The 21340-nt window shown below is 71.8% G+C and carries 13 protein-coding genes; 4 read left to right on the plus strand and 9 right to left on the minus strand.

Annotation, left to right across the window (positions count from 1 at the left end; all coding sequences use genetic code 11):
- Positions 1 to 61: 61 nt before the first annotated feature.
- On the plus strand, positions 62 to 1441 hold the full coding sequence (locus IE273_RS43755; protein ID WP_229887495.1) for a ricin-type beta-trefoil lectin domain protein: 1380 nt from the start codon (positions 62 to 64) through the stop codon (positions 1439 to 1441).
- 102 nt (positions 1442 to 1543) lie between these two features.
- On the opposite strand, the gene IE273_RS25105 is transcribed toward IE273_RS43755, so the two are convergent.
- The 8 genes from IE273_RS25105 to eccD all read right to left on the minus strand — a co-directional run bounded on the left by IE273_RS25105 (position 1544) and on the right by eccD (position 9640).
- The gene (locus IE273_RS25105) at positions 1544 to 1888 is read right to left on the minus strand and encodes a hypothetical protein (RefSeq protein ID WP_189817432.1); all 345 of its coding nucleotides are present in this window, start codon (positions 1886 to 1888) and stop codon (positions 1544 to 1546) included.
- The gene (locus IE273_RS25110) at positions 1881 to 2303 is read right to left on the minus strand and encodes a YbaB/EbfC family nucleoid-associated protein (RefSeq protein ID WP_189817433.1); all 423 of its coding nucleotides are present in this window, start codon (positions 2301 to 2303) and stop codon (positions 1881 to 1883) included. Before IE273_RS25110 ends, IE273_RS25105 begins: the two co-directional genes overlap by 8 nt.
- Before the next feature lie 29 nt (positions 2304 to 2332).
- Complete coding sequence (locus IE273_RS25115; protein ID WP_189817434.1) at positions 2333 to 5269, minus strand: AAWKG family protein; 2937 nt, start codon at positions 5267 to 5269, stop codon at positions 2333 to 2335.
- A gap of 30 nt (positions 5270 to 5299) precedes the next feature.
- A complete protein-coding gene (locus IE273_RS25120; protein ID WP_189817435.1) occupies positions 5300 to 5767 on the minus strand; it encodes a type VII secretion system-associated protein in 468 nt (155 codons plus the stop codon).
- 39 nt (positions 5768 to 5806) lie between these two features.
- Positions 5807 to 6112 carry a WXG100 family type VII secretion target gene (locus tag IE273_RS25125; protein WP_189817436.1) on the minus strand — a complete coding sequence of 102 codons (306 nt, stop codon included), beginning with the start codon at positions 6110 to 6112 and terminating at the stop codon, positions 5807 to 5809.
- Between the two features lie 66 nt (positions 6113 to 6178).
- Positions 6179 to 6571 carry a hypothetical protein gene (locus IE273_RS25130; protein WP_189817437.1) on the minus strand — a complete coding sequence of 131 codons (393 nt, stop codon included), beginning with the start codon at positions 6569 to 6571 and terminating at the stop codon, positions 6179 to 6181.
- 145 nt (positions 6572 to 6716) lie between these two features.
- Positions 6717 to 8222 (minus strand): type VII secretion protein EccB, encoded by a 1506-nt coding sequence (eccB, locus tag IE273_RS25135; RefSeq protein WP_189817438.1) that lies wholly within the window; start codon positions 8220 to 8222, stop codon positions 6717 to 6719.
- A 17-nt stretch (positions 8223 to 8239) separates the two neighbouring features.
- The gene (eccD, locus tag IE273_RS25140; protein ID WP_189817439.1) at positions 8240 to 9640 is read right to left on the minus strand and encodes a type VII secretion integral membrane protein EccD; all 1401 of its coding nucleotides are present in this window, start codon (positions 9638 to 9640) and stop codon (positions 8240 to 8242) included.
- Positions 9641 to 10045: 405 nt separating this feature from the next.
- On the opposite strand from eccD, the gene eccCa reads away from it, so the two are divergent.
- The gene (gene eccCa / locus IE273_RS25145; protein ID WP_189817440.1) at positions 10046 to 14080 is read left to right on the plus strand and encodes a type VII secretion protein EccCa; all 4035 of its coding nucleotides are present in this window, start codon (positions 10046 to 10048) and stop codon (positions 14078 to 14080) included.
- A gap of 563 nt (positions 14081 to 14643) precedes the next feature.
- Here the strand turns inward: eccCa and IE273_RS25150 are convergent.
- A complete protein-coding gene (locus IE273_RS25150) occupies positions 14644 to 15948 on the minus strand; it encodes a S8 family serine peptidase (protein WP_189817441.1) in 1305 nt (434 codons plus the stop codon).
- A gap of 493 nt (positions 15949 to 16441) precedes the next feature.
- On the opposite strand from IE273_RS25150, the gene IE273_RS25155 reads away from it, so the two are divergent.
- Positions 16442 to 19495 carry a hypothetical protein gene (locus tag IE273_RS25155; RefSeq protein ID WP_189817442.1) on the plus strand — a complete coding sequence of 1018 codons (3054 nt, stop codon included), beginning with the start codon at positions 16442 to 16444 and terminating at the stop codon, positions 19493 to 19495.
- Positions 19492 to 21318: a hypothetical protein gene (locus IE273_RS43760; RefSeq protein ID WP_229887497.1), complete on the plus strand. Its 1827-nt coding sequence runs from the start codon at positions 19492 to 19494 to the stop codon at positions 21316 to 21318. Before IE273_RS25155 ends, IE273_RS43760 begins: the two co-directional genes overlap by 4 nt.
- The last annotated feature ends 22 nt before the right edge of the window (positions 21319 to 21340 follow it).

Genomic DNA, 21340 nt, shown 5'->3' on the forward strand with positions numbered 1-21340 from the left:
ACCAGTCATCCCGGGCGTGGCAGCCGGCACCGGCCCCGCCCCCTCGGAACCAGTTCCTCCGATGCCCACGGAATCGGCGACGAAGCCGCCGGTGCCCAAGGGCACGCCGGACGGACGCAAGGAACCCACCGGCTCGAAGACCAAGGACCCGCGGAAGGCGCCGTCGCTCCAGCCCGCAGAAGAGGGCGCGGAGACCGAGGCCGAGAGCGGTACGCGGCCACGGACCGACTCCCGGGAAGCCGAGACGCGGCCCACCACAGGCGTGGCCGCCTCCTCGCCGCTCTCGTTGCTGTCACCGCGCGGTTCGCGGCGGAGAACCGGCACCACTGCGGCCGAGACGGTCACGCCGTCCGGCACGCCGGCCACCGCCACGGCGGAGGGTGAGGACGGCGCCGACCGAAGCCGTCGCGACCCGGACGTCCTGGTCTCCGCGAAGGCGGACCCCGACACCGGTGGCGCCGCCGCCGGCGAGGCCGCCGGCGAGGCCGCCGGCGAGGCCGCCGGCGAGGCCGCCGGCGTGGCCGAAGGCAGCACGCGGACGGAAGCAGCCGGACGAGGTGCCCGTGCTCTGCTGCGCGGCTCCCACCGCACCCTGCTCACCGTCGCCGCGGTCACCGGCGTCGTCCTGGTGGCGGGTGTCCTGGTCGGTCTGCGCAGTGGCGGTGGCGGCGGTCATGACCGCGCCGCACCGGACCCCGCCGCCACCCTGCTCGATCCGGCTACGGACGGCGGCCCGCAGGCGGGTGTGCCCGGTGCGCTCCCGGTGCCGTCCGCTCACAAGTCGGGTGCCGCCGACGGCCACGCCTCCACGGGGCACGGCGACCCGAGCCCGGCGGGACACGGGAAGCATGCCGGGACCAGCGCGAGCGGGGGCGGCTCGCACGGCTCCTCGTCGGGGTCGTCGGCCTCGCAGAGCCACGGCAAGACGGGGGGCGGCAGTACCTCCTCCACCGCGACCCACCCCGCCACCCATGCCACGGAGGCCCCCGCGGCCCCGAGTCACACGAAGGCTCCGTCCACCTCCGGCAGCTCCGGCAGCTCCGGCGGTTCGGGCGGTTCGGGTGTCATGGTGTTCAGCCACGCCTCCGGCCGCTGCCTCACGGTGGCGGGCGGCCAGGGCAAGGACGGGTCCCCGCTGGAGATCCGTGACTGCTCCGGTTCGGCCGCGCAGAAGTGGACCTTCGCCTCCGACGGTACGATCCGCGCCTTCGGCCTGTGCATGGACGCCGCGGGCGCCTCCACCTCCAACGGTACGGTCGTCCAGCTGGCGAACTGCAATGGCGGCCCCGCCCAGCAGTTCCGGCTCAACTTCCGGCAGGACCTGACCAGCGTCCTCGCCGACAAGTGCGTGGACGTGAAGGACCAGCGGACCGCCAACGGCACACGCCTGCAACTGTGGGACTGCGCCGGCACCGACAACCAGAAGTGGTCCAAGAAGTAACCGGACCCGATCACACGAGAGGACCTCACCGCGCCGGGCAACCGGTGCGGTGAGGTCCTCTTCGTTTGGTGACACCTGCTCGGCAGGCCGCCGACGAGCCCGTCAGATGTGGGTGTGCGGGGTGGGCAGGTCGTGGATGGCCTTGGTGTTGTCGGTCTGGGTCTTCTCGAAGTTCTTGCCCGAGCTCAGGGTGAGGCGCGCGGCACCCTCCATGGCTTGCGCCAGGTCGCGTATGCCGTCCCTGAGCAGGTTGTGGAACGGGACGTAGTTCTGGACGTACTGCTTGCCGTACGAGTCGTTGCCCCACGGAGGGTCCGCCGGGTCGAAGGCGGTGTCCTCGGCGAACTGCTCGGCGGCGCGGTCCGTCGCCTCCGCGACCTGGTCGGTGGCGCCGGCGCCGGACTGGATACGGCTGGGGTCGGCTACGAAGACGTTGTCATCAGCCACGCTTGTCACCTCCGGCGGGCCGCGGGGCGAGGACTTCCTCCAGCGATCCGCCGTCGAGGAGCTTGTCCAGGTCGACGCGGTCGAGCACTCCGCCGTCCAGGGTCGTCGGAGCGCTGCCGCCCGCGGCCTGGATGAGGGTCATGGCACGCGATGTCACCTGGGCCCGCGACGCCGACATGGCCTCCAGCACGCTGGCCGCCAGTGCCTGCCCGGTCATCTCCTTGAACTTGTTGTTGGGGAAGCGCAGTCCGGACGGCGTCCCGTCGGAGCCGACGGTGACCTCCACGGCGCCGTCCCGCGACCGCGCCGTGACGGAGATCGACTGGATCTCCTTCCTGGCCTCCATGAGCGCCTCGCGCGTCTTCATGAACTCGGCCAGCGCCTGCTGCTGCTGTTCTTGCAGTGATGAACTCATGGATTCTCCGTTTGTCGGGTGCCCCGGGTTCAGTAGCCGATCGAGGCGGGCAGCCCGCCCTCCTCGGTGCCCCAGACGTCCTTGCCCTTCCCCTTCCAGGCGGCACTGTCGGTCGCCTGCCGGGAGCCGCCGGCCGGTCCGTAGCCGGACTCGGTGGACGGGCGGCGCGGGCCGAGGAGTTCGTCGGAGTCGGTCTCCTCCTCCTCCCACTCCTCCGGCTCCTCGGCAGTGGCACGGGCGGCGAACGGGGACATGCCGTGCTGGATGACGGCACCGTCCATGTCGTTGCCGTCGTAGAGGTTGCGCTCCCGGTCACCGCCACCCTGGCCGCCCTGCTGGCCGCCCATGCGGTTCATGCCGGCCATCATCATCATGGGGGAGAGCAGCCCCATGGCGCTCTGGCTGTCCGTGGCACCCGCCCCGGTCATAGCGCCGGCGGCGCCACCGGCACCCGCGCCCACGCCCATGCCCACGCCCGCCGCCTCGGCCGCGGCCTTGTTGGCCTCCTCCGCCGCCGCGCTCTGCGGGCTCGGGACCGTCTGGAACCGCCCGTCCGACGTGGTCACCAGTCCACTGCCGTCCGAGTGCTTGTACTCGGTGACGCCGTTGGGGTGGGTGGTGATGGAGGTGCCGTCCGGCGTGTACTTGATCGCGCCTCCGCCACCGGTGGTGGGGTAGTGGACGGACGGGACGTCGAGGTTTCCGCCACCGTTCACACGGGTGCCGTTCGACGTGGGCCCGGTGGTCGTGATCTTCCCGTCAGGATGCAGCGTCGTGGTGCTGCCGTCCGGGTTGTGGGTGACGATGTCGCCCTTGCCGTCGACGGAGATGGTGCTGCCGTCGCCGGTGGTGATGGTCTTCCCGGCGTCGAGGTGGCTGGTGGTGGAGTGTCCGTGGGCGTCGACGGTGGTCACGTCACCGTTGGGGTGCACGGTGACCTTCGAACCGTCCGCGTTCTGCGTGGTCAGACTGCCGTCGGAGTTGATGTGGGAGACGGTGCCGTCCGGTGAGGTCAGCTGTGTCCCGCCGTCGGGCTTGACGATCTCCGACGCACCGTTGGTGAAGTGGGTGGTCTTGGTGCCGTCCGAAGCGGTCTCGGTCAGACTCCCGTCCCCGTTGCGCGTGATGGTCGTGCCGTCCGGGTTGTGCACCGACTCGCCGACGCCGAGGTGGCTGGTGCTGGAGTGACCCTGCGCGTCCACGGTGGTCACCGCGCCGTCGGGCGTGATCGTCCGCCTGGTTCCGTCGGGGAACGTCGAGGTGATGCTGCCGTCGGCGTTGCGGGTGACCGTGTTGCCGTTCGGGTACGTGGTCATCACACCGTTGCCGCTACGGGTGGTGGTGCTGCCGTCGATGTTGCTGATGGGCAGACCATTGCCGAAGGGCGTGTTCCCGCCGCCGCCCAGCAGGGTGTTGGGGTTCGGCAGGTCGGTGCCGAAACCGCCGTTGCCGCCGATGTGCGAGATGGGCGTCGGGGCAGGACCACCGCCACCACCGAGTCCGTTGGCCAGATCGTTCGCGAACGCGCCGTTTCCGGGGGCCGGGATGTTGGAGAACCCACCGGTTCCGGGGGTCGGGAGGTTGGAGAACCCGCCGTCGCCGGTTTGGTGGGTGAGGTTCGACAGGCCGTTGTTGAGGCCGTTGCCGACGTTGTTGAGGCCGTTGCCGAGGTTGTCGAAACTGTTGTTGAGGCCGTTGCCGAGGTTCTTGAAACCGTCGTTGAGGCCGTTGCCGAGGTTGTTGAGGCCGTTCCCGAGGTTCTTCAGGCTGTCGCCGAGGGCGTTGCCGCTCTTGTCGCTGGTCTCCTGCTGCACGTCCGAGGTCAGCGTGGAACTGGTGTCGCTGAAGGAGTACGCGGGGTTCCACGACGGATCGAGGACACGTGACCAGTCCTTCTGGAGGGTCTCCAGCACCTGCCGGGCAGGTGCGTCCAGATTGGTCTCGATGTTGGTGGTCCAGCGGTTCTGGGCTTCTTTGACCGCCGCGTGCCAGGTCGCCGTGTCGGTCAGTCCACCCCACGTGATGTGCTCGCTGAAGCCCGGCTTGACGTGCGCGCCGGTGATGTCGTTGTAATCGCCCATGTCGGCTTCGATCTGCCGGGCGTTGTTGTCGATGATCCAGCGTCCGATCTCGACGAACACCTGGTTGAGCACGTCCAGGGGATCGGCCGGGATCGGCTGCTGCGTGGTCGAGCCGTCCGGCAGGGTGGTGCTGATGGGCTTTCCCTGCTGCCAGTAGAAATCACTGTAGATCTTGTGCAGGTCGGTGTACGCCTTGTACAGGGACTGCTCGGCCCCGATCAGGTCGTCCCCGTGCAGCGTCTTGCTGACGAATCCGGTGGAGGGGGACCTGTGCTGCGGACTGAATCCCGGCGGCTGAAGTTGTGAGGTGTAGTTCTCGTACTTCCTGTGGAGGTCGTCGATCAGGAGCCAGAAGGCCCCCGCCGCGTTCCCCTTCCAGGACGCCTGCTCGCTGCCGAGCTGATGCTTCCAGTCCGCCAGGACCGCGGTCTGCTGCTTGAAGAAGTCCCCTGCGGCGTCGAAGGACCAGGCAAGCTCGGCGAACGTCTTGAGCTGCACCCCGTCGACAGCCGGCGCTCCGTCGCCACTGACGCTGATGTCGCCCTTCGCGGAGGAGTAGTTCGTGAGCAGGCTGGAAAGAACGCCGTCCGAGTCACCCCAGTAGCGGTGATACGAGGGATCATCGATGTAGGTGATGTCGACCCGGCACTTACGTGGGCCGTCGACCGCCGTGTAGAACTCGAAATGGAATCCCTTGTTCGGGTTCTGCGGCACGATCCACGCGAAGACGTCATCGCTGCTGTCGAAGGTCTTTCCGCCCCTTTTGTACGCGTAATTGACCCAGGGGATGCCACTGTCGCCGGTGACTTTGGTGACGTCGGAACGCGTGACCAGCGACCAGTTGGTCAACAGGTGGAGGATGTCTTCCCAGCTTTGCGCGGCCATGGTCCTACTACTCCGGGATATCGTTGGCTGTCAGATGCCCAGGGAGTTCTGGCCGTTGCCGGTGCCACTGCCCGTTCCGGTGCCCGAACTGCCGCCGATGGCTGTCTGGTAGTCACTGATCGCTTTCATGAACTTCTGCGACTCGACCTGCGAGAGGTTGTGCGCCTGCGCGTCCTTCATGGTCGTGATGACGTTCCGCAGATCGGCCTGGAGCTTGGTGAACCCGGCCTTGTGACGATTGAGAACCTCGTCGATCGCGGTGGCGGCCTTCTTCGCGTTGTCGCAGATGTTCTTGCCGCCGGTCTGGTCGTCTCCCGCCATCGGGCCGATGGCCAGTACCTGAGGCTTCTTGCTGACGTCGTAGAGCGACGTGGGGTGCGCGTCCACGGACCGCATGTTGTCGATCGCGCGGAGGAAGCCGCTGACGTCGGTGTCGATGAAATTTTGCAGGGCCGCAAAATCCAGTTGGTCCAGGTGGTGGTTCTCGCTACCGGGCATGTGCGCCTTCCTACCGCTTCGACGTGTTGTTGAGAGGAGTTACATCCGGATGTCCATGAAGCCCTGTGCGTTCGTCTGCACGACCTTCTTGTAGTTGTCCGAGACGTCGTTCAGCGTCGTGAAGAACCGCTCGAGGATGAGCGACAGGTTGTCCACCTCGGTGTGCCAGGTGGGCAGGACCCGCTGGTAGTAGACGTTGCTGTCGGCACCCGTCCAGGCGCCGATGACGGTGCCGATGTTGGTCTCCAGCTCGCTCATCGTCCTCGCGATCGCCCGGGTCTGCTCCTGCATGGCCGCGACCGACTGGCCGACCTGCAGGTGATCAATGTCAATGCCGTCCGACACGGTTTCTCCTTGGAAGTCGTGGGTGTACTGCGATGTGGTGCTGACCGGCCCGCGGCCGGGTCAGGGTCAGGGAACCAGCGCCCCGTAGGTGCTGTCCGCGGTGGAGCTGACCGAGGGCGCGACGTGCGTGACGCCCTCGCCGAAACCCGTCAGGCCGCCACCGCTGTTGACCACGGCCTGGAAGTTGGACTCCTGCACGTGCTCGTCGCGCTGCATGCTCTCGCCGAGCGTGTTCTCCATCGCGATGCAGGTGTTCATGATCCGGTCGACCTCTTCCAGCCAGGTGTCGATCACCTGCCCGAACGCGACGCCGTCCCTGCCCTGGTAGTGCGTGGCGAGGGACTCTCGGTGCGACCTGACCACGTCCTGCGTGGACTGGAGCCCCTTGCGGGCCTGCTCCAGAAACCCGATGGACTTGATGTAGGCCTCTTTTGTTGACTTCTGGTTGTTGGTGTCCATGGTTCCTCTCCGCGGTGTCGTGAGGTGCTCCGGTAGGCCGGAGCGGCCATGCGGCCGACGGGAGGTGTCGCGATGCCGACACCTCCGCCGCCACTGTTGAAGACGAGATACGTGCCTGGACTGGTTCACACTATCCGCTGCGACATCAACCCGCCTTCGCGTTTCCCTTGTTGCCCTGCTCACACACAGGTGAGCCCGTGGCCGTCGCCCGGCCCGTCGCCGCGGCCTCCGCGGACAGGTCGGGGCCGGTGGGGAGCATGTCGAGCAGCGGGGCGGGCAGACCCTCCGCGGCGGACAGGTCGTACCCCAACGCCTTCGCGGCGTCTGCCGTGGGCACCCGGTACTTCACCCCGTTGTCCGTGACCAGATACGTGGTGGTTCCCGTACCGCCCCCCGAACTGTTGAGCGCGCGCACCAGACTTCCGCTGCCCGGCGCCACCGCGATGCCGTCGACGGGCAGGCAGGCGGGTGCCAGCGCCTTCAGCGGCGGGAGGGCCTCCTCGACGACCGTCTTCCCCGGCACCAGCGAGAGCGTCACCCGGATGCTCTTCGCCCCCTCGGCGTCGAGACCGACACACACACCGGAGGATTCGGGCACGCCCAGCAGGGCCGGCGGCTGCCCCGGAAGCTGCGAACCGGCCCGCCGTACAGCGGCGCTGGTCGCCGAACCCGAGGGTGCCAGCGCGCCGCCGAGTGCCTGCGCCGACAGGACCACCTCCGTCGGGACGGCTCCCCGGTAGGCCTTCTGCTTGACCTCCGGGTCGCCCAGGGCGAGGGCCGCCTGCGTCGGGGTGATCGGGGTGAGACCGTCGCCGCCGAGCACGTAGTAGCGCTTGGCGGACCCGGGGGTCTGGACGGTGAACACCTGGCCGACCCGGGTCGCCTTGCCGTCCAGCGCCGGACCGCTGTCGCCCAGACCCGTCACCGGGGGAGCCGCCAGGTCGGGGCCGGCGGGCACGGCGTCGAGGAACGCCGCGGAGACGGTGGTGGCGGTGGCGCCGCCGTAGCCGAGCGCCGCCAGCGCATCCTGACCGCCGGCCACCTTGAACCGGTTGTCCTGCCACAGCAGATAGACGTTGCCGTCGGGGCCCTTGACCAGCACGGACTGGCCCTCCCGTACGCCCGTGCCCTCTTGCGCGCTGTCGACGGCGAGGACCGTCAGCGGCTTGCGGGCTCCGGAACCGGTCGTGGTGGTGGCCGCGCACACCTGCCAGGGGTGGCTGTTCAGGTTCTCCGTGGTGGGCAGCGAGTCGGGGGCACCGGGGATGCCGACCTCGGTGCCGTGCCGGGCCGAGCCCAGGGAGTTCGCGGACACCGACACGGTGGTCATGCCGGCACCCAGCAGCAGACGCGCGGAAGGGTAGTTGCGCACCGTGTGCAGCCGGCCGTCGTACACGTACCGGGTGCCGGTCTCCTTCTCGACGATGAGCGCCTTGCCGCTCTCCCAGGTGGTGTTGCCGCCGGGCTTGACCAGGCCGAACACCAGGGATCCGGCGGACACGACGGCGGCGATCACCATTCCGTAGGTCATACCGCGGTTGGTCCGCCGGGTGGGCGGCTCCGTCACATCGGGATCCGCGCGGAGCAAACCCGAGGTCAGCCGGGACACCAGGAACTGGTGGGCGATGACCTGGTCGCGTCGGGACTGCATGACGACACCTCCTCGGTTCAGCCGAACAGGCCGCGCAGGCGCTGGTACACGTCCAGCACCCACAGGGCGAGAGGGAGCAGTGCGAGGGCCGCGCCGGACTGGATCAGGTCACCCGCTCGACCCCAGTACGGCAGCAGCCGCCGACCGGGCACCGTCCAGGAGACGACCGCGGCGAGGGCCGCGCACAGCAGCAGGGCCGCGATGCCGAGGAGTTCCCCGTGCCGGCCGTGCCGGGCGGCCAGTTCGACGATCAGGAGCACGGTGCCGATGCCCGCGGGCAGGCTCAGCGCGATCCGCTGCCAGGAGGTGCCCAGGCTGCGCCCGTGCAGACCGAGCAGCACCGACAGGACCAGCACGGTGACCGTCTCGGGCAGGCCGGGGTGCCGGGCCATCGCGGCGAGACAGGCCAGGCAGACCACGCCCACCGCGGCGTACAGCCCGGTCATCCAGTGGTCCACGGCGGCGGCGCCGCTCGCGACGTCGTCCTCGGAGCGTGGCTCGATGCCTTCCTGGAGCTGACCGGGGTTGGTGGGCAGCGGGGGCAGTCGCAGCCCCGACAAGGAGAAGGACATCATCGGAATGAAGGCGCCGAGCAGGACGGCGCCCGCGGCGACCGCGGCGGCGGCCCGGTGGGCGGAGACGTCGAGAGCGATCATGAGGGCACCGCCGAGCACCGCCGCCAGCGTCAGCACTCCGCAGGACGCGAACACGACCGGATAACCGGTCACCACCGCGGTGGCCAGGACCAGGCCCACGGTGCCCGCCGCCCCCGCCGCGAGCAGATGGGCGCCCGCGGTGCGGGCCGAGCCGTCCCCGGCCTGCCCGCCGCCGACCAGCAGCAGACCCGACACCGCCAGGAAGGCGGAGCCGAACAGGCCCAGCAGCACGCCTCCTTGGGGGTCCTCCAGGACCCGGGCGGCGGAGCCCGCCCCGGACAGCGCGAGCAGGGCCGCGCCCGCGGCGAGGGTGATCCGGTCGCCGGAGTCGCCCTTCGCCGTGACGAGCAGCACCAGGCAGCCGAGCAGCGCGGCGGCCATGAGCACCCGCAGCACCCAGCGGCTGATCTGCGGGCTCCACGCGTGCGGGAGTTGCTGGACGACGGCGGAGACGGCCTCCAGCAGACTGTCGTAACGCACCGGCGGCAGGGTCTCGGTGTGCGGGCGCAGCAGCAGCGTCTCGCCCTCCCGCAGGTCGAGCGACTCGGGCGTGCCCTCAAGGTCCAGGGGATGGCCGCCGAGGCGTTGCAGCACCCAACCGCCGTGTTCCAGGCCGTGCTCGCTCAGGTCTTCGCCCGCGTGTCCCGCGATCACGGGCAGCAGGTCGGCTATCGGCACGTCGGCCGGGACCGCGAGGTCGAGTGTCTTGTCGGGGGCGCGCACCGTGAGGCGGCACAGCCCGTTCAGCGAGCCTTCGCTCATGGGGGGCAACAGCCTTCCGTGGAGAGATACACGGCCGTGCCGCAGCGTGCTCCGCAGAACACGTGTGCAGCAGGGCGAAGCGGTCGGGACGCTCCGCCTCACCGCGGCGCAGGCGTTCAGTCTGCCGGGTGAAGCGAGGGCGGTCGAGGCCATGCGATGCCTGAGCCGGAAATACCTGAGAGTCAGATACTCTCATGTCCGGAAGCGTTTCTTCACCCGAGCCCCTGGGAGCACATGTGTCCTCGGGTGGCTGCGATGCCGCCGCGGCCCGGCGCCGGGATCGTCCCCTGCGGTGACAGGCACTCAGGTGTCACCCTGTGGTGAGCCCGCTCTCCAGGCCCCTCATCACCCCTGCGCGGGGGCCCTGTCGAACCGCCCTGTGCACAGTTGAAGGAGAGCCCAGTCGTGAGTGTGGTTTTCTTCCGCAGGCCGGCCCGCCGACGCGGCCCGGAACTGCCCGACGGTGAGCTGACGCTCCAGGAACCACCGACGCTCGCGGAGGCGGCCCCGTCGTCCACGGCCAACATGCTCACCTATCTGCCGATGGCCGGTATGTCCGTCGGTATGGTGCTGCTGTATACACGTATCGGCAGTGGGACCGGCCCGATCATCTATCTGGTGGTCGGGCTGATGCTGCTCTCGATGATCATGATGCTGGTCGGGCAGCTGGTGAAGTCCGGCTCCGAGCGCAAGCAGAAGATGCAGGGGGTACGCCGGGACTACCTGCGCTACCTCGGCGGTGTACGGCGCCGGGTGCGGTCCGCGGTCACCGAGCAGCAGCGCGCGCTGGCCTGGAAGCATCCCGACCCGGCCGTGCTGTGGTCGTTCGCGAAGACCACCCGTCTGTGGGAACGCCGCACCACCGACGACGATTTCGCGGAGGTGCGCGTCGCGGTCGGCGAGCAGCGCCTCGCGATGCAGCTGGTCAACAAGACGGCGAAGCCGGTCGAGGACCTCGACCCGCTGTCCGCGCACGCGCTGCGTGCCTTCATCAACGCCTATTCCACCGTGCCCGAGCAGCCCATCGCCGTGTTCCTGCGGGCCTGGGCGCGCATCATGTTCCGAGGGGAACGGGAGAAGGTGCTCGCGACGGCGCGGGCGTTGCTCGCCCAACTCGCGGTGCTGCACACCCCGCAGGACCTGGTGATCGCCTTCTGCGTGGCGCCGGAGAACCGCGTGGAGTGGGAGTGGTCGAAGTGGCTGCCGCACGCGCTGCACCCCAAGGAGTCCGACGGCGCGGGACCGGCCCGGCTGATCACGTCCACCGTGGCCGAGCTGGAGGACCTGCTGGGCGCGGAACTCACCGACCGCGGCGTCTTCGAGGCGGGTGCGTCACCGACCAAGGACGAGCCCTACGTCGTGGTCGTCCTGGACGGCGGTCAGGTCCCCTCCGGCCACCGCTTCGAACGTGCCGGGTACCGCAACACCGTGGTGCTCGACGTCTCCGAGACGCTGGCCTGGAAGCCCGGCCGGACCGTGCTGCGCCTGCTCGTGGAGGAGGCCGAGGGGACCGCGGGGACGGCCGGGGCGTACGACGAGGTGAAGATCGTACGGACCGACCGCAACCGTAAGGAGACGGCGATCGCGCTGGGCCGCGCCGACCGGCTCGGCCCCGCCGCCGCGCGGTCCCTGGCCGCCCAGCTCGCGCCCATGCGCACCGGCGTCACCGCGCAGATCGCGCAGCCGCTGTCCACCGACATCCAGCTCACCGCCCTTCTCGGCATCACCGACCTGCACCGCTACTCGCCGCGGGAGTACTGGGAGCGGCGGGCCGGGCAGAACAAGCGGCTGCGCGTGCCCATCGCGATCGGGGCCGACGGCCGTCCGGTCGAGCTCGACATCAAGGAGTCCGCGCAGGACGGCATGGGCCCGCACGGCATGCTCATCGGCGCCACCGGCTCCGGCAAGAGCGAACTGCTGCGCACCCTGGTCCTGGGCCTCGCCCTCGCCCACTCGTCCGAGACGCTGAACTTCGTCCTCGTCGACTTCAAGGGCGGCGCGACCTTCCTCGGCTTCGACGCCCTCCCGCACACCTCCGCGGTCATCACCAACCTCGCCGACGAGGCCGCCCTGGTGGACCGCATGCAGGACGCGCTGCGCGGCGAGATGCAGCGGCGCCAGGAACTGCTGCGCGCCGCGGGCAACTACACCTCCGCCCTCGACTACGAGAAGGCGCGCGCCGCCGGAGCGGACCTGGAGCCGCTGCCCAGCCTGCTGGTGGTCGTCGACGAGTTCAGCGAACTGCTCTCGGCACACCGCGAGTTCATGGACCTGTTCGTGGCCATCGGCCGGCTCGGCCGCTCCCTGGGCGTCCATCTGCTGCTCGCCTCGCAGCGCCTGGACGAGGGCCGCATGCACCAGCTGGAGAGCCACCTGTCGTACCGGATCGGCCTGCGCACGTTCTCCGCGATGGAGAGCCGGGGTGTGCTCGGCGTGCCGGACGCCTACGAACTGCCCTCCCAGCCGGGCGCCGGTTACCTCAAGAGCGGCGTGGAACCGCTCACCCGCTTCCGTGCCGCCTATGTGTCGGGACCGTACCGGCAGCGGGTCGGCGCGCTCGCCCAGGAGAAGATCGCCGGCCAGGTGGTGCCCTGGACCGGGGACTGGGTGAACGCGCGGGAGGAACCGGCGGCCGAGGAACCGGACAAGGCCGCCGGCGCGCAAGGGGACGAGGAGGACGACACCAGTCTGATGGCGGTGGCCATCGACAAGCTGCGTGACGCCGGGCCGCCGGCCTACCAGGTGTGGCTGCCGCCGCTCGGCGCACCGCCCACCCTCGACGCGCTGCTGCCCCCGCTGGTCCCGGACCCCGCACTCGGGCTCACCACCGCCGACTGGGAGGGCCGCGGCAAGCTGCGGGTTCCGCTCGGCATCGTGGACAAGCCGTTCGAGCAGGTGCGTGAGCCGATGATGGTGGACCTCAGCGGCTCCGGCGGCCACGTGGCCATCGGCGGCGGGCCGCAGAGCGGCAAGTCCACCCTCGTACGCGACCTGATCACGGCGCTGGCGCTCACCCACACCCCGCGCGAAGTGCAGTTCTACTGCCTGGACTTCGGCGGTGGCTCGCTCGCCTCGCTGGCCGGCCTGCCGCACGTCGGCGGCGTCGCCGGCCGGCTGGAGGGTGAGCGCGTGGGACGCACCCTGGCCGAGATGATGACGCTGCTCGCCCACCGCGAGCGGCTCTTCCTGGAGCACGGCATCGACTCGATGGCCACGCTGCGCCGCCGCCGGGCGGCGGGCGAGTTCCCCGAGGAGCGGCACGGCGACGTGTTCCTGGTCGTCGACGGATGGCAGACCGTCCGGCAGGACTTCCAGGACCACGTCCAGGTGATCGGCCAGCTCGCCACGACCGGTCTCAACTACGGCATCCACGTGGTCACCACCACCACCCGCTGGGTCGAACTGACCGCCGCGGTCCGCGACCAGTCGGCCACCAAGCTGGAGCTGCGGATGGGCGACCCGCTGGACTCCATGATCGACATCCGGCAGGCCAAGAGCATCCCGCGCATTCCCGGCCGGGGCCTGACGGTCGACTCGAAGCTGCACTTCCTCACCGCGCTGCCGCGCATCGACGGCGTCGACGACCCCGCCGACCTCGGCGACGGCGTCGCCGACCTGGTCCAGGCCGTGACCGAGAGCTGGCAGGGTCCCACAGCGCCCCCCGTGCGGATGCTCCCGACGCTCTTCGACGCCCGCGACCTCGCCCCCGTGCCCGAGGGGCGGCCCCTGCAGATCGCGCTCGGCATCGAGGAGAACCAACTGGCTCCCGCCTGGCACAACTTCGCGGAGACCCCGCACCTGGTGGCCTTCGGCGACACCGAGTCGGGCAAGACGAACCTGCTGCGCGTGGTCGCCAAGGCGGTGACCGAGCGGTTCACCCCGGCCGAGGCACGGATCCTCGCGGTCGACTTCCGCCGCGAACTCGTCGAGTCGGTCCCCGAGGCGTACCGGCTGGGACACGCGGTCTCGGTGGACCAACTGGAGGAGTACGTGCAGGGCGTGGCACGGGCCCTGAAGACCCGCACGCCCGGTCCGGAGATCACACCTGCCCGGATGCGACTGGCCGACTGGTGGGCGGGGCCCCGGCTGTTCATTCTCGTGGACGACTACGACCTGGTCGCCGCCCCCATGCGGACCGTCTTCGAGCCGTTGCTGGAACACCTTCCCCTCGGCTACGAAGTGGGTCTGCACATGGTCGTCACCCGGTCCGCGGCGGGCGCGGTGCGCGGCGTCAACGACCCGCTCGTGCGGCGCATGCTGGAGGTGAACGCCCCGGGCCTGCTGCTGTCCTGCCCGCCCAGCGAGGGATACGTGTTCGGCAACGTCAAGCCGCGCGTGCTGCCGCCGGGCCGCGGCAACTACATCACGCGCCGCAGCGTGACGCAGATCCAGACGGCGTTCCTGGAGGACGAGACGGCGGAGGTGCCGACGGGCCACTGACCACGGCGGCCCCCACCTCGGGCATCGAGGTGGGGGCCGGATACGGGGGTGCTCCGCGGGGTCGGCGGGGTGTGGGGGTGCGCCGCGTGGCTGGCGGGGTGCGGGGGCACTCAGCGGGGTCGGCAGGGTGCGAGGGTGCCCTGCGTGGTCGGCGGGGTGCGGGCGGGTTCCGCCGTCGTGGGTCCCCCCGCGTCGCTGGTCCGACCGGCCCGGCCGCCGGGGGAGGCACCGCGATGGCCGGGGTGCGGTCGTGTGCGGGGTGGGCATGGCGTGGAGCGGAGGCCGCCGAAGGGTGACTGACGGCGCCGGGCGGGGTGAGGGGCCAGGTATCGGGCGGTCTTCGGTGGCTGCTGCGGTGCTGGGGGCGGGGGACGCCCCGGGGTGATGGGCGGGGGAACGTCCAGGGCCGGTGAGCGTGGGCCGGGCGGGGTGAAGGGCCGGGTAGGACGGCGTTCGGTGGCTGCTGCGGTGCTGGTGGCGGGAGAACGCCCAAGGGCGATGAGCGGGGGCCGGGTTCGGCAGGGAGTGCCTGGCCCGGCCCCGCGTCGCGAGCCCCGGTGGGCTCAGGCCCGTCGCTGCCCGGCCGTCCGGCGGGACAGGCGGACCCGGGCCACCGCCATGGCCCCGGCCGCCAGGACGCCCAGCAGCAGGCACGCTCCCGCCAGCGCCCAGGCCCGGGGGACGACACCACTCGTCGGTGCCGCCTCGGGCAGGTGCAGCGCGGCGTCCGGCTCGCTGGATGGTGCCGCCCCCGTGGGCAGCACCGTGCTCAGCGCGCCGGAAGGGTCGAGCAGCGGCACCTCGGCGTGCGCGGCGGTGGCCCTGAGCCGGGCGGCGGTCTGGGCCGCGGTGAGATGCGGCAGATGGGCCCGCACCAGGGCGGCGGTCCCGGCCACGAAGGCGGTGGCCACGGACGCGCCGCTCGCGACGTAGTTCCCGGTGCCCTTCGGGCCGATCCCGGTGATGCCGTCGCCGGGCGCGGCCAGGTCCGCGTGTTCCGGCTGCGGGATTCCGTCGGGGCGTTGACCGTTGATGTCCACGTCCATGACCGAGAGCACACCGTCCGAGGCGGCCGGCCAGTAGGAGGCGGGCGGGGGAGCCGAGGACTGTCCGGAACCGGTCCGCGGCGCGGTGTCGGGCGCGGCCGGGGCCACCACGAGGACGTCCGCGGCGGCGGCGTGCTTGATGGCGGCCCGCAGCCGGGCGGTGTTCGCGGGCAGGGCCGCCGAGACGTCCACCACCTTCGCGCCGGCCGCGATGCCCGCCTCGATGCCGTCGGCGACCATGTCGGCGCTCGGCCGGCCCCACTGGTCCGTGCCCCGTTCCGCGACGATACGGGCCTTGGGCGCGACGCCCGCGAAACCGCTTCCGGGCACCGCCGAGCCGGCGATCACCCCGGCCAGGAACGTGCCGTGTCCCACGCAGTCCTGCGCGGCGGCACCGTCCGCCCGCACGCGCCCGGCGAGCCCGGCGGCCTGCGGAGCCACACCCGTGTCCACCACGGCGACCAGGACGCCGCCGCCCTGGGTGTAACGGCCCGCCTGCGCCAGGTTCAGGCTCAGCTGCGCCCAGGGTGTGGCGGCCACCTGGGTCGGCGAGGCCTTGGTGCAGGTGCCGGACCCGGGGTCGAGCGAGGGGGGTATCAACCGCAGTTTGGGCCCGGCCGACGCCGAGGCGACCGGCGTCGGCGTGGCGCCCCCGGCGGCCTCGGCGCTCACCGCCGGAACCACGGCGAGTGCCGCGCCGAGCAGCGGGGCCAGCACCGACAGACGCGGCGCACCGGGCCCGCGTCCCGGTCGGAACGCCCGGACGTCTCCTTTCCGGGTTCCGCGTGTGAGACGGCGCGGGAAGAGGCTGTCGTCGGTCATGTCATCGAATTCCCTGGCCCTGGCGGCCGGTCGGCATGCCACCGGCCGCGGCTGAGGTGTCCCGCTGGGTGTGGACATGAGGACATGCTAGTCAGCTCGCGGTGGAGGCTCGGAACACATATGACGTTCGTGCCCCGGACATGGTGCCCTGGCTCGGCGGTTGCCGACAGCGGGTAAGCTGCGCATGAGAAACACGTGTGGCAGTGGGCCGACGCCGACCAGCCGTATGTGGCCTCGCAAGGGGCGAACCGTAGAACACCGTTGTTTTCATTCGGTTTCGGCTCGGCACCGGCCGGCCGTCATCGACGGGTCACTTCCCGCGCCGGGCGGCTGCGATGCCACCCCTGCCGGATGTGACCGCGGACTGTGAGGATCGCGTGACCGCCGTCCTCGTGAGGAGTGTGTGATGATCCGGCGCGGCACCGGTCGGCGAGGCGGGCAGGCCGACCGGCACCCGGCCCCCCGCCTGACAGTGTCGCGCGCCGGTGAACGTGTGCACCTGGTGCACACGGGCAGCACACCGCCACGGCGGCTGGCGGACATCGCCGACTGGCTCGGGCCCGCCCGCCCCGAGGAGGCCGCGGTGCTCGTCGGCGCCTCCCTCGGCCAGGACGGTGTCGAGGGGTTGTGCGACCTGCTCGCCCCGGTGCTCCAGCGGTTCAAGGACGACGACGTACGTCTGCTGCGGCTGGTGATGTCGGCGGGAGCCGACGAGGCGGAAGGCCGCCCCTCCACGGCCAGGCTCATCTGTGAGCGGTGGGAACTCGACGTACTGGCGACCGCCGGGCCCGCGGTCGTCGTCCCGGACGGCACGCTCTTCTCACCCGACCTTCCCGACGCCCCCGGCGGCTGGTGGCACTTCTCCTTCCGCGAGGTACCGCGGCCCGTCGGCAGCCGGCTGCCCATCCCCGACTGGGAGGCCGGGCTGCGGCGGACGGACCGGAACCTGGTCGCCGACCACGTCGTCGAGCCGGTACCGGCCGGCCTGCTGATCCGGCACGCGGGCGTGGCCCCCGCCGCCGTGCACACCCTGCCGTACGCCGTGCCTCCGGACCCCGACCGGCCGCACCTGCTCGTCGACGCGGTGGACGTGCCCGCCGCGGGACTGGCGACCGTGATCGCCGCGCTGCCGGGACGGGTGCGCAAGGACATCCGGCTGCTGTCCCTGGACGGGCGCTCCCTGCTGGAGACCGGGCAGGAGGTGGCGGACCTGCTCGGCACCGACGTGCACGTGGCCAACGGGATACCCGTGGTGGTCGACGGTGACGACCCGGAGACCGACGAGGCGGGCGGGGCAACGACGGAGCTGTACATGGTCGACGCCGACGGCACGCCTGCCTGGCGGCCGTTCGCGCAGACGCTCACCTGCGCGCCGGCGGCGGACGGCCGCGGGGGGCGCGCCCGGGTCAGTTCCTGGCACAGCCCGGCCCCGCTGCTCAAGGGCGCCCGGCCCGACGCCCTGCCCTTCGACCCGACCTGGAAGGTGGCGCTCACCCCCGCCGGTCTGTGGGCCGGCCCGCGCAGCAGCGAGCCCCCGCTCACCGCGGTGACCCGTACGGCGGACGCCGACACCGTGGCCATCGAGCTCGGTGCCCCACGCCGGGCCCTCGACGACGCGCTGTGGCCGAGCCTCGACCGCCTGTTCGGGGAGCTCGACCCCGACGTGCGGGAACGGGCCGTCGTCCATGTCCACGGTGTCCTCGGCAGCAAGGGCATGGAGCACCTGCGGCGGCTGACGGTCCGGCACAACTTCTCCCTGATGCCCCAGGCACGGGAGGAGGCCGATGCCGAAGGGGCGGCGGCGTCCGTGCCGTCCACCGCCGAGCCCTTCCTGTCCGCCGGCCTGACTTCCGGTCCGGAGCGGGAGGAAGAGGCCCCCGAGACGGACGAGATCCAAGAGATCCAAGAGATCCAAGAGATCCAAGAGATCCAAGAGACCGAAGAGACCGAAGAGACGCAGGAGTCTGAAGAGGCCGAAGAGGCCGAGGAGTCTGAAGAGACCGAGGAAACCAGCGAGGTCTTCCGTGCCGACGGGTCCGCGTCCCCCGAGCGCGGCAGCCGGACCGAGACGCCGGTGGTTCCACGAGAGCTTCCCACGCAGACCGAGTCCACGAGCGCGGCGCACGCCTCCGGGCCGTCCCCGGCACAGGCACGGGTGCGTCCGCAGGAGCAGACGCAGCCGTCGGCCACCGGCCGTCCGCCGTCCGGCTCCTCCCCGGAGCCCGCCGGTGCTTCCGCGGCGTCGGCCGGCGCCACCGCGGCGCCCGCCCCCTCGGCGCCGCCCGCTCCGCGTACGACGACGGCGGCGGGGGCGGGGGATGTCCCCGCGTCCGCCACCGGCACGCCCGGGAAGCCGCCGAACACGCCCCCGGCACAGGCGAGCGCACCCTCCGCGCCTGCCGTGGGCACGCCTTCCGCGCCCCTCTTGGGCATCCCTTCCGTGCCTGCCGTGGACACCCCTTCCGTGCCTGCCGTGGGCACGCCTCCGGCGCCGGCCGTGGATACGCCTTCCGCGCCTGCGGTAGGCGCGCCTCCTGCGCCCACCTTGGGCGCGCCTCCTGCGCCCACCCCGGGCACGCCTTCCGCGCCGCCCGCCGTAGGCGCGCCGGCGCGGGAGACCGTCGTACCGCCTCAGGTGCGGGAGAACCCGGGTGCGCCGTCGGCGCCGCAGCCCCCGTCCGCGGGCGTCGGTTCCCCCTCCGAGCCGTCGCGTCGTGCGACCGGCCGTGCCGGTGCGCCGGACACGTCACCGGAGCGCGGCGCCCCGGACAGCGACCACAAGAAGCTCCGCGCCTATCTCGGCCCCTTCTGGAAGCAGCACCGCACGGCCGCCTCACAGATCGTCGAACGCCTGTTCCCCGCTTCCTCGCGTGAGCAGTCGGACGCCATGATCGCGGAACTGGTCGCGGTGCACGTCTACATGACGGCGGTGGACGACGCGCAACTGCGCGCCGCGCTCGCGCAGGACGACGACCAGAGCCGGACCCTGCTGCGCTGTCTGCGGTCCGGTATGCGCCGACTGCCCTCGTACCGGGGCGCCGCGGTGAGCACCGCCGAGGAGTTCGTCGCGCGCCTCACTCCGGAGGCCGTAGGCGACGAGTGGGAGGGGAACCTGCCGGTCCGCGCGGTCTCGGTCGGGCGTACCTACCCGGGGCCGTCCACCGATCACCTCCTCATCTGGTCGGTCACCGGGCGCCGTAGCGGCACCCGCGCCGGCGACGACGGCCAGGACGTCCTCTTCGCCCGGGAATCACGCTTCCGCGTCCTGGGGGTCGCCCGCCGTGGCCCGGCCACCGTCGGGCTCCTGCAAGAAGTGCCGCGGCAGGCGCACGCCTCGCTGCCGCACCTGGACGCGGCTCTCCTCAACCGGCTGCGGACCGTACTCGACCTCCCCTCCGCGGCACCCGAGCGGTACACCGGTCCACCCGCCCCGCCCCCCGGGACGTCGCCCGTCCCCGACACGGGTGGCCAGGCGACCCGTCCCGCAGACAGCAGTCAGTCCCGACCAGCCCCTACCTCCAGCGTCCCGCCCCGAGGAGCGTCATGACCCCCAGAACGCCGAGCTCCGCCGCCGAACCGATCGCCACGAGCGGCAGTGCGTCCGCCGACCGGCGGATCCGTCGCGCCGCGGCGCTGCCCATGCCCGACGGAGCGAGCATGAGCCCCCTCGCACCGGCGGATCCGCTGGGTGCCGGACAGGACGAGAGCACGCTGCGGTCCCTGGCCTCGACGCTGGCCGCGTCCCGCACGGCGCAGGACGAGCCCGAGACGGACCCGGCCGCCTGGCGCCCGCGCGGCACGGAGGAGGCCGGCCAGGAGGCAGCGGCCACCGGCACCGACGCTGCGGCGACCGCCCCGGCGGGCTCGCCGCCGCGCCGTGCGGGCGGTGGCCGGCTGACGTCGAAGGTGGCCGAGCGGCCGTTCCTGGTCGCCGCCGCCCTGGCCGGAGCGGTCGTCGCGGCCACCCCGTTCATGACGTCCAACGACAAGGGCCACACGACGACGTACGAGGGTCTCGGGCAGGCGGACCCGGTGGCGGTGGGGTCCGGGGGCACCCCCGACCGGCACCCCGACGCCTATCCCAGCCAGGTGCCGTTGCAGGACCCGGGTACCGGTGGGGGGACGACGTCCGCGGACAACCTGCTGGACCCCGATGCCGGTGCCTGGCACGGCTCGACGGACACCTCCGCTGCGGGTGACTCGCCGACGGCGCAGTCCCCGGTGGTGCCGGGCGTGCTGACGGCGGACACTTCCGGCGCCCATGCGTCCGCGCCCTCCACCGGCACCCCGGTGGCCGCCGCGCGGCCGGGGCACGACGCCGACGCACCGGGTCCCGCGGTGGTCGCCGCGTCCTCGAAGAACGCCGCCGCCCACGGCACCGGCGCGTCCAAGCCCGCCGCGACGGACTCCAAACCGGCGCGGACGACCGCCGCCGATGCTCCCGCCAAGGCCGCGACCACGACGGCGGCGGCCCGAACCGCGGGCACGGCGGCCACCGGCACCACCGTGAAGTCCGGCAGCGCGGCCGGTACGGCCGTTGCCGCGCGGGCCGCCTCGACGGCATCCACCGGTGCCGCCACCACGACGAATGCCGCGGACACGAAGGCCGCGGACACCAAGCCCGCGGACACCGGCGCGACGGACACCAAGGCCGCGGACACAAAGCCCACGGACACGACGGCGACCGACACGAAGGCCGCGGACACCAAGCCCTCGGACACGAAGCCCGCGGACACCGGCGCGACGGACACCAAGCCCGCGGACACCGGCGCGACGGACACCAAGCCCACGGACACCAAGCCCACCGACACCGGCGCGACGGACACCAAGCCCACGGACACAAAGCCCTCCGACACCACGGCCGCCGACACCACGGCCGCCGACACGACGGACACCAAGGCCGCGGACACCACCCCGGCGTCCGACCGCCAGCAGGCGACGTCCGCCCAGGCGGCCGGCACCTCGGCCGACACCCCCTCCGACCAGGCCGCCGACCCGTCACCCGCTCCGGCCCAGGCGGCCCCCGCACCGCAGTGGAGCACCAAGGTCTTCACCTCGACGCTGACCCTGCGCTCGGGCGAGTCGGTGCACTCCGACCGGATGCGCATCACCATGCGTGCCGGCGGCGACCTCGTCATCTCCGACGAGAACGGCACCGTCCGCTGGTCGTCGGGCACCACCGGGCAGAACAACTACGCCACCTTCAAGGCGGACGGCGAACTCGTCGTCCGGTCCGCCTACCAGCACACCCTGTGGTCCTCACGGACGGGCGGCCACACCGGCGCCAAGCTGGTCATCCAGAACGACGGCAACGTCACGATCCTGAGCTCCGGCGATCAGACCCTCTGGGCCGCCGGCACCCAGCACTGAGCCCACCGCGAACACCGCGAAC

The organism is Streptomyces olivaceoviridis (genome assembly GCF_014650115.1).
Lineage (GTDB): Bacteria > Actinomycetota > Actinomycetes > Streptomycetales > Streptomycetaceae > Streptomyces > Streptomyces olivaceoviridis.

Excerpts from the sequence above, each read along its gene's own strand:
- IE273_RS43755 (WP_229887495.1), top strand. The coding sequence starts at position 62 with ATGCCCACGGAATCGGCGACGAAGCCGCCGGTGCCCAAGGGCACGCCG.
- IE273_RS25110 (WP_189817433.1), bottom strand. The coding sequence starts at position 2,303 with ATGAGTTCATCACTGCAAGAACAGCAGCAGCAGGCGCTGGCCGAGTTC.
- IE273_RS25115 (WP_189817434.1), bottom strand. The coding sequence starts at position 5,269 with ATGGCCGCGCAAAGCTGGGAAGACATCCTCCACCTGTTGACCAACTGG.
- IE273_RS25120 (WP_189817435.1), bottom strand. The coding sequence starts at position 5,767 with ATGCCCGGTAGCGAGAACCACCACCTGGACCAACTGGATTTTGCGGCC.
- IE273_RS25130 (WP_189817437.1), bottom strand. The coding sequence starts at position 6,571 with ATGGACACCAACAACCAGAAGTCAACAAAAGAGGCCTACATCAAGTCC.
- eccB (WP_189817438.1), bottom strand. The coding sequence starts at position 8,222 with ATGCAGTCCCGACGCGACCAGGTCATCGCCCACCAGTTCCTGGTGTCC.
- eccD (WP_189817439.1), bottom strand. The coding sequence starts at position 9,640 with ATGAGCGAAGGCTCGCTGAACGGGCTGTGCCGCCTCACGGTGCGCGCC.
- IE273_RS25150 (WP_189817441.1), bottom strand. The coding sequence starts at position 15,948 with ATGACCGACGACAGCCTCTTCCCGCGCCGTCTCACACGCGGAACCCGG.
- IE273_RS43760 (WP_229887497.1), top strand. The coding sequence starts at position 19,492 with ATGACCCCCAGAACGCCGAGCTCCGCCGCCGAACCGATCGCCACGAGC.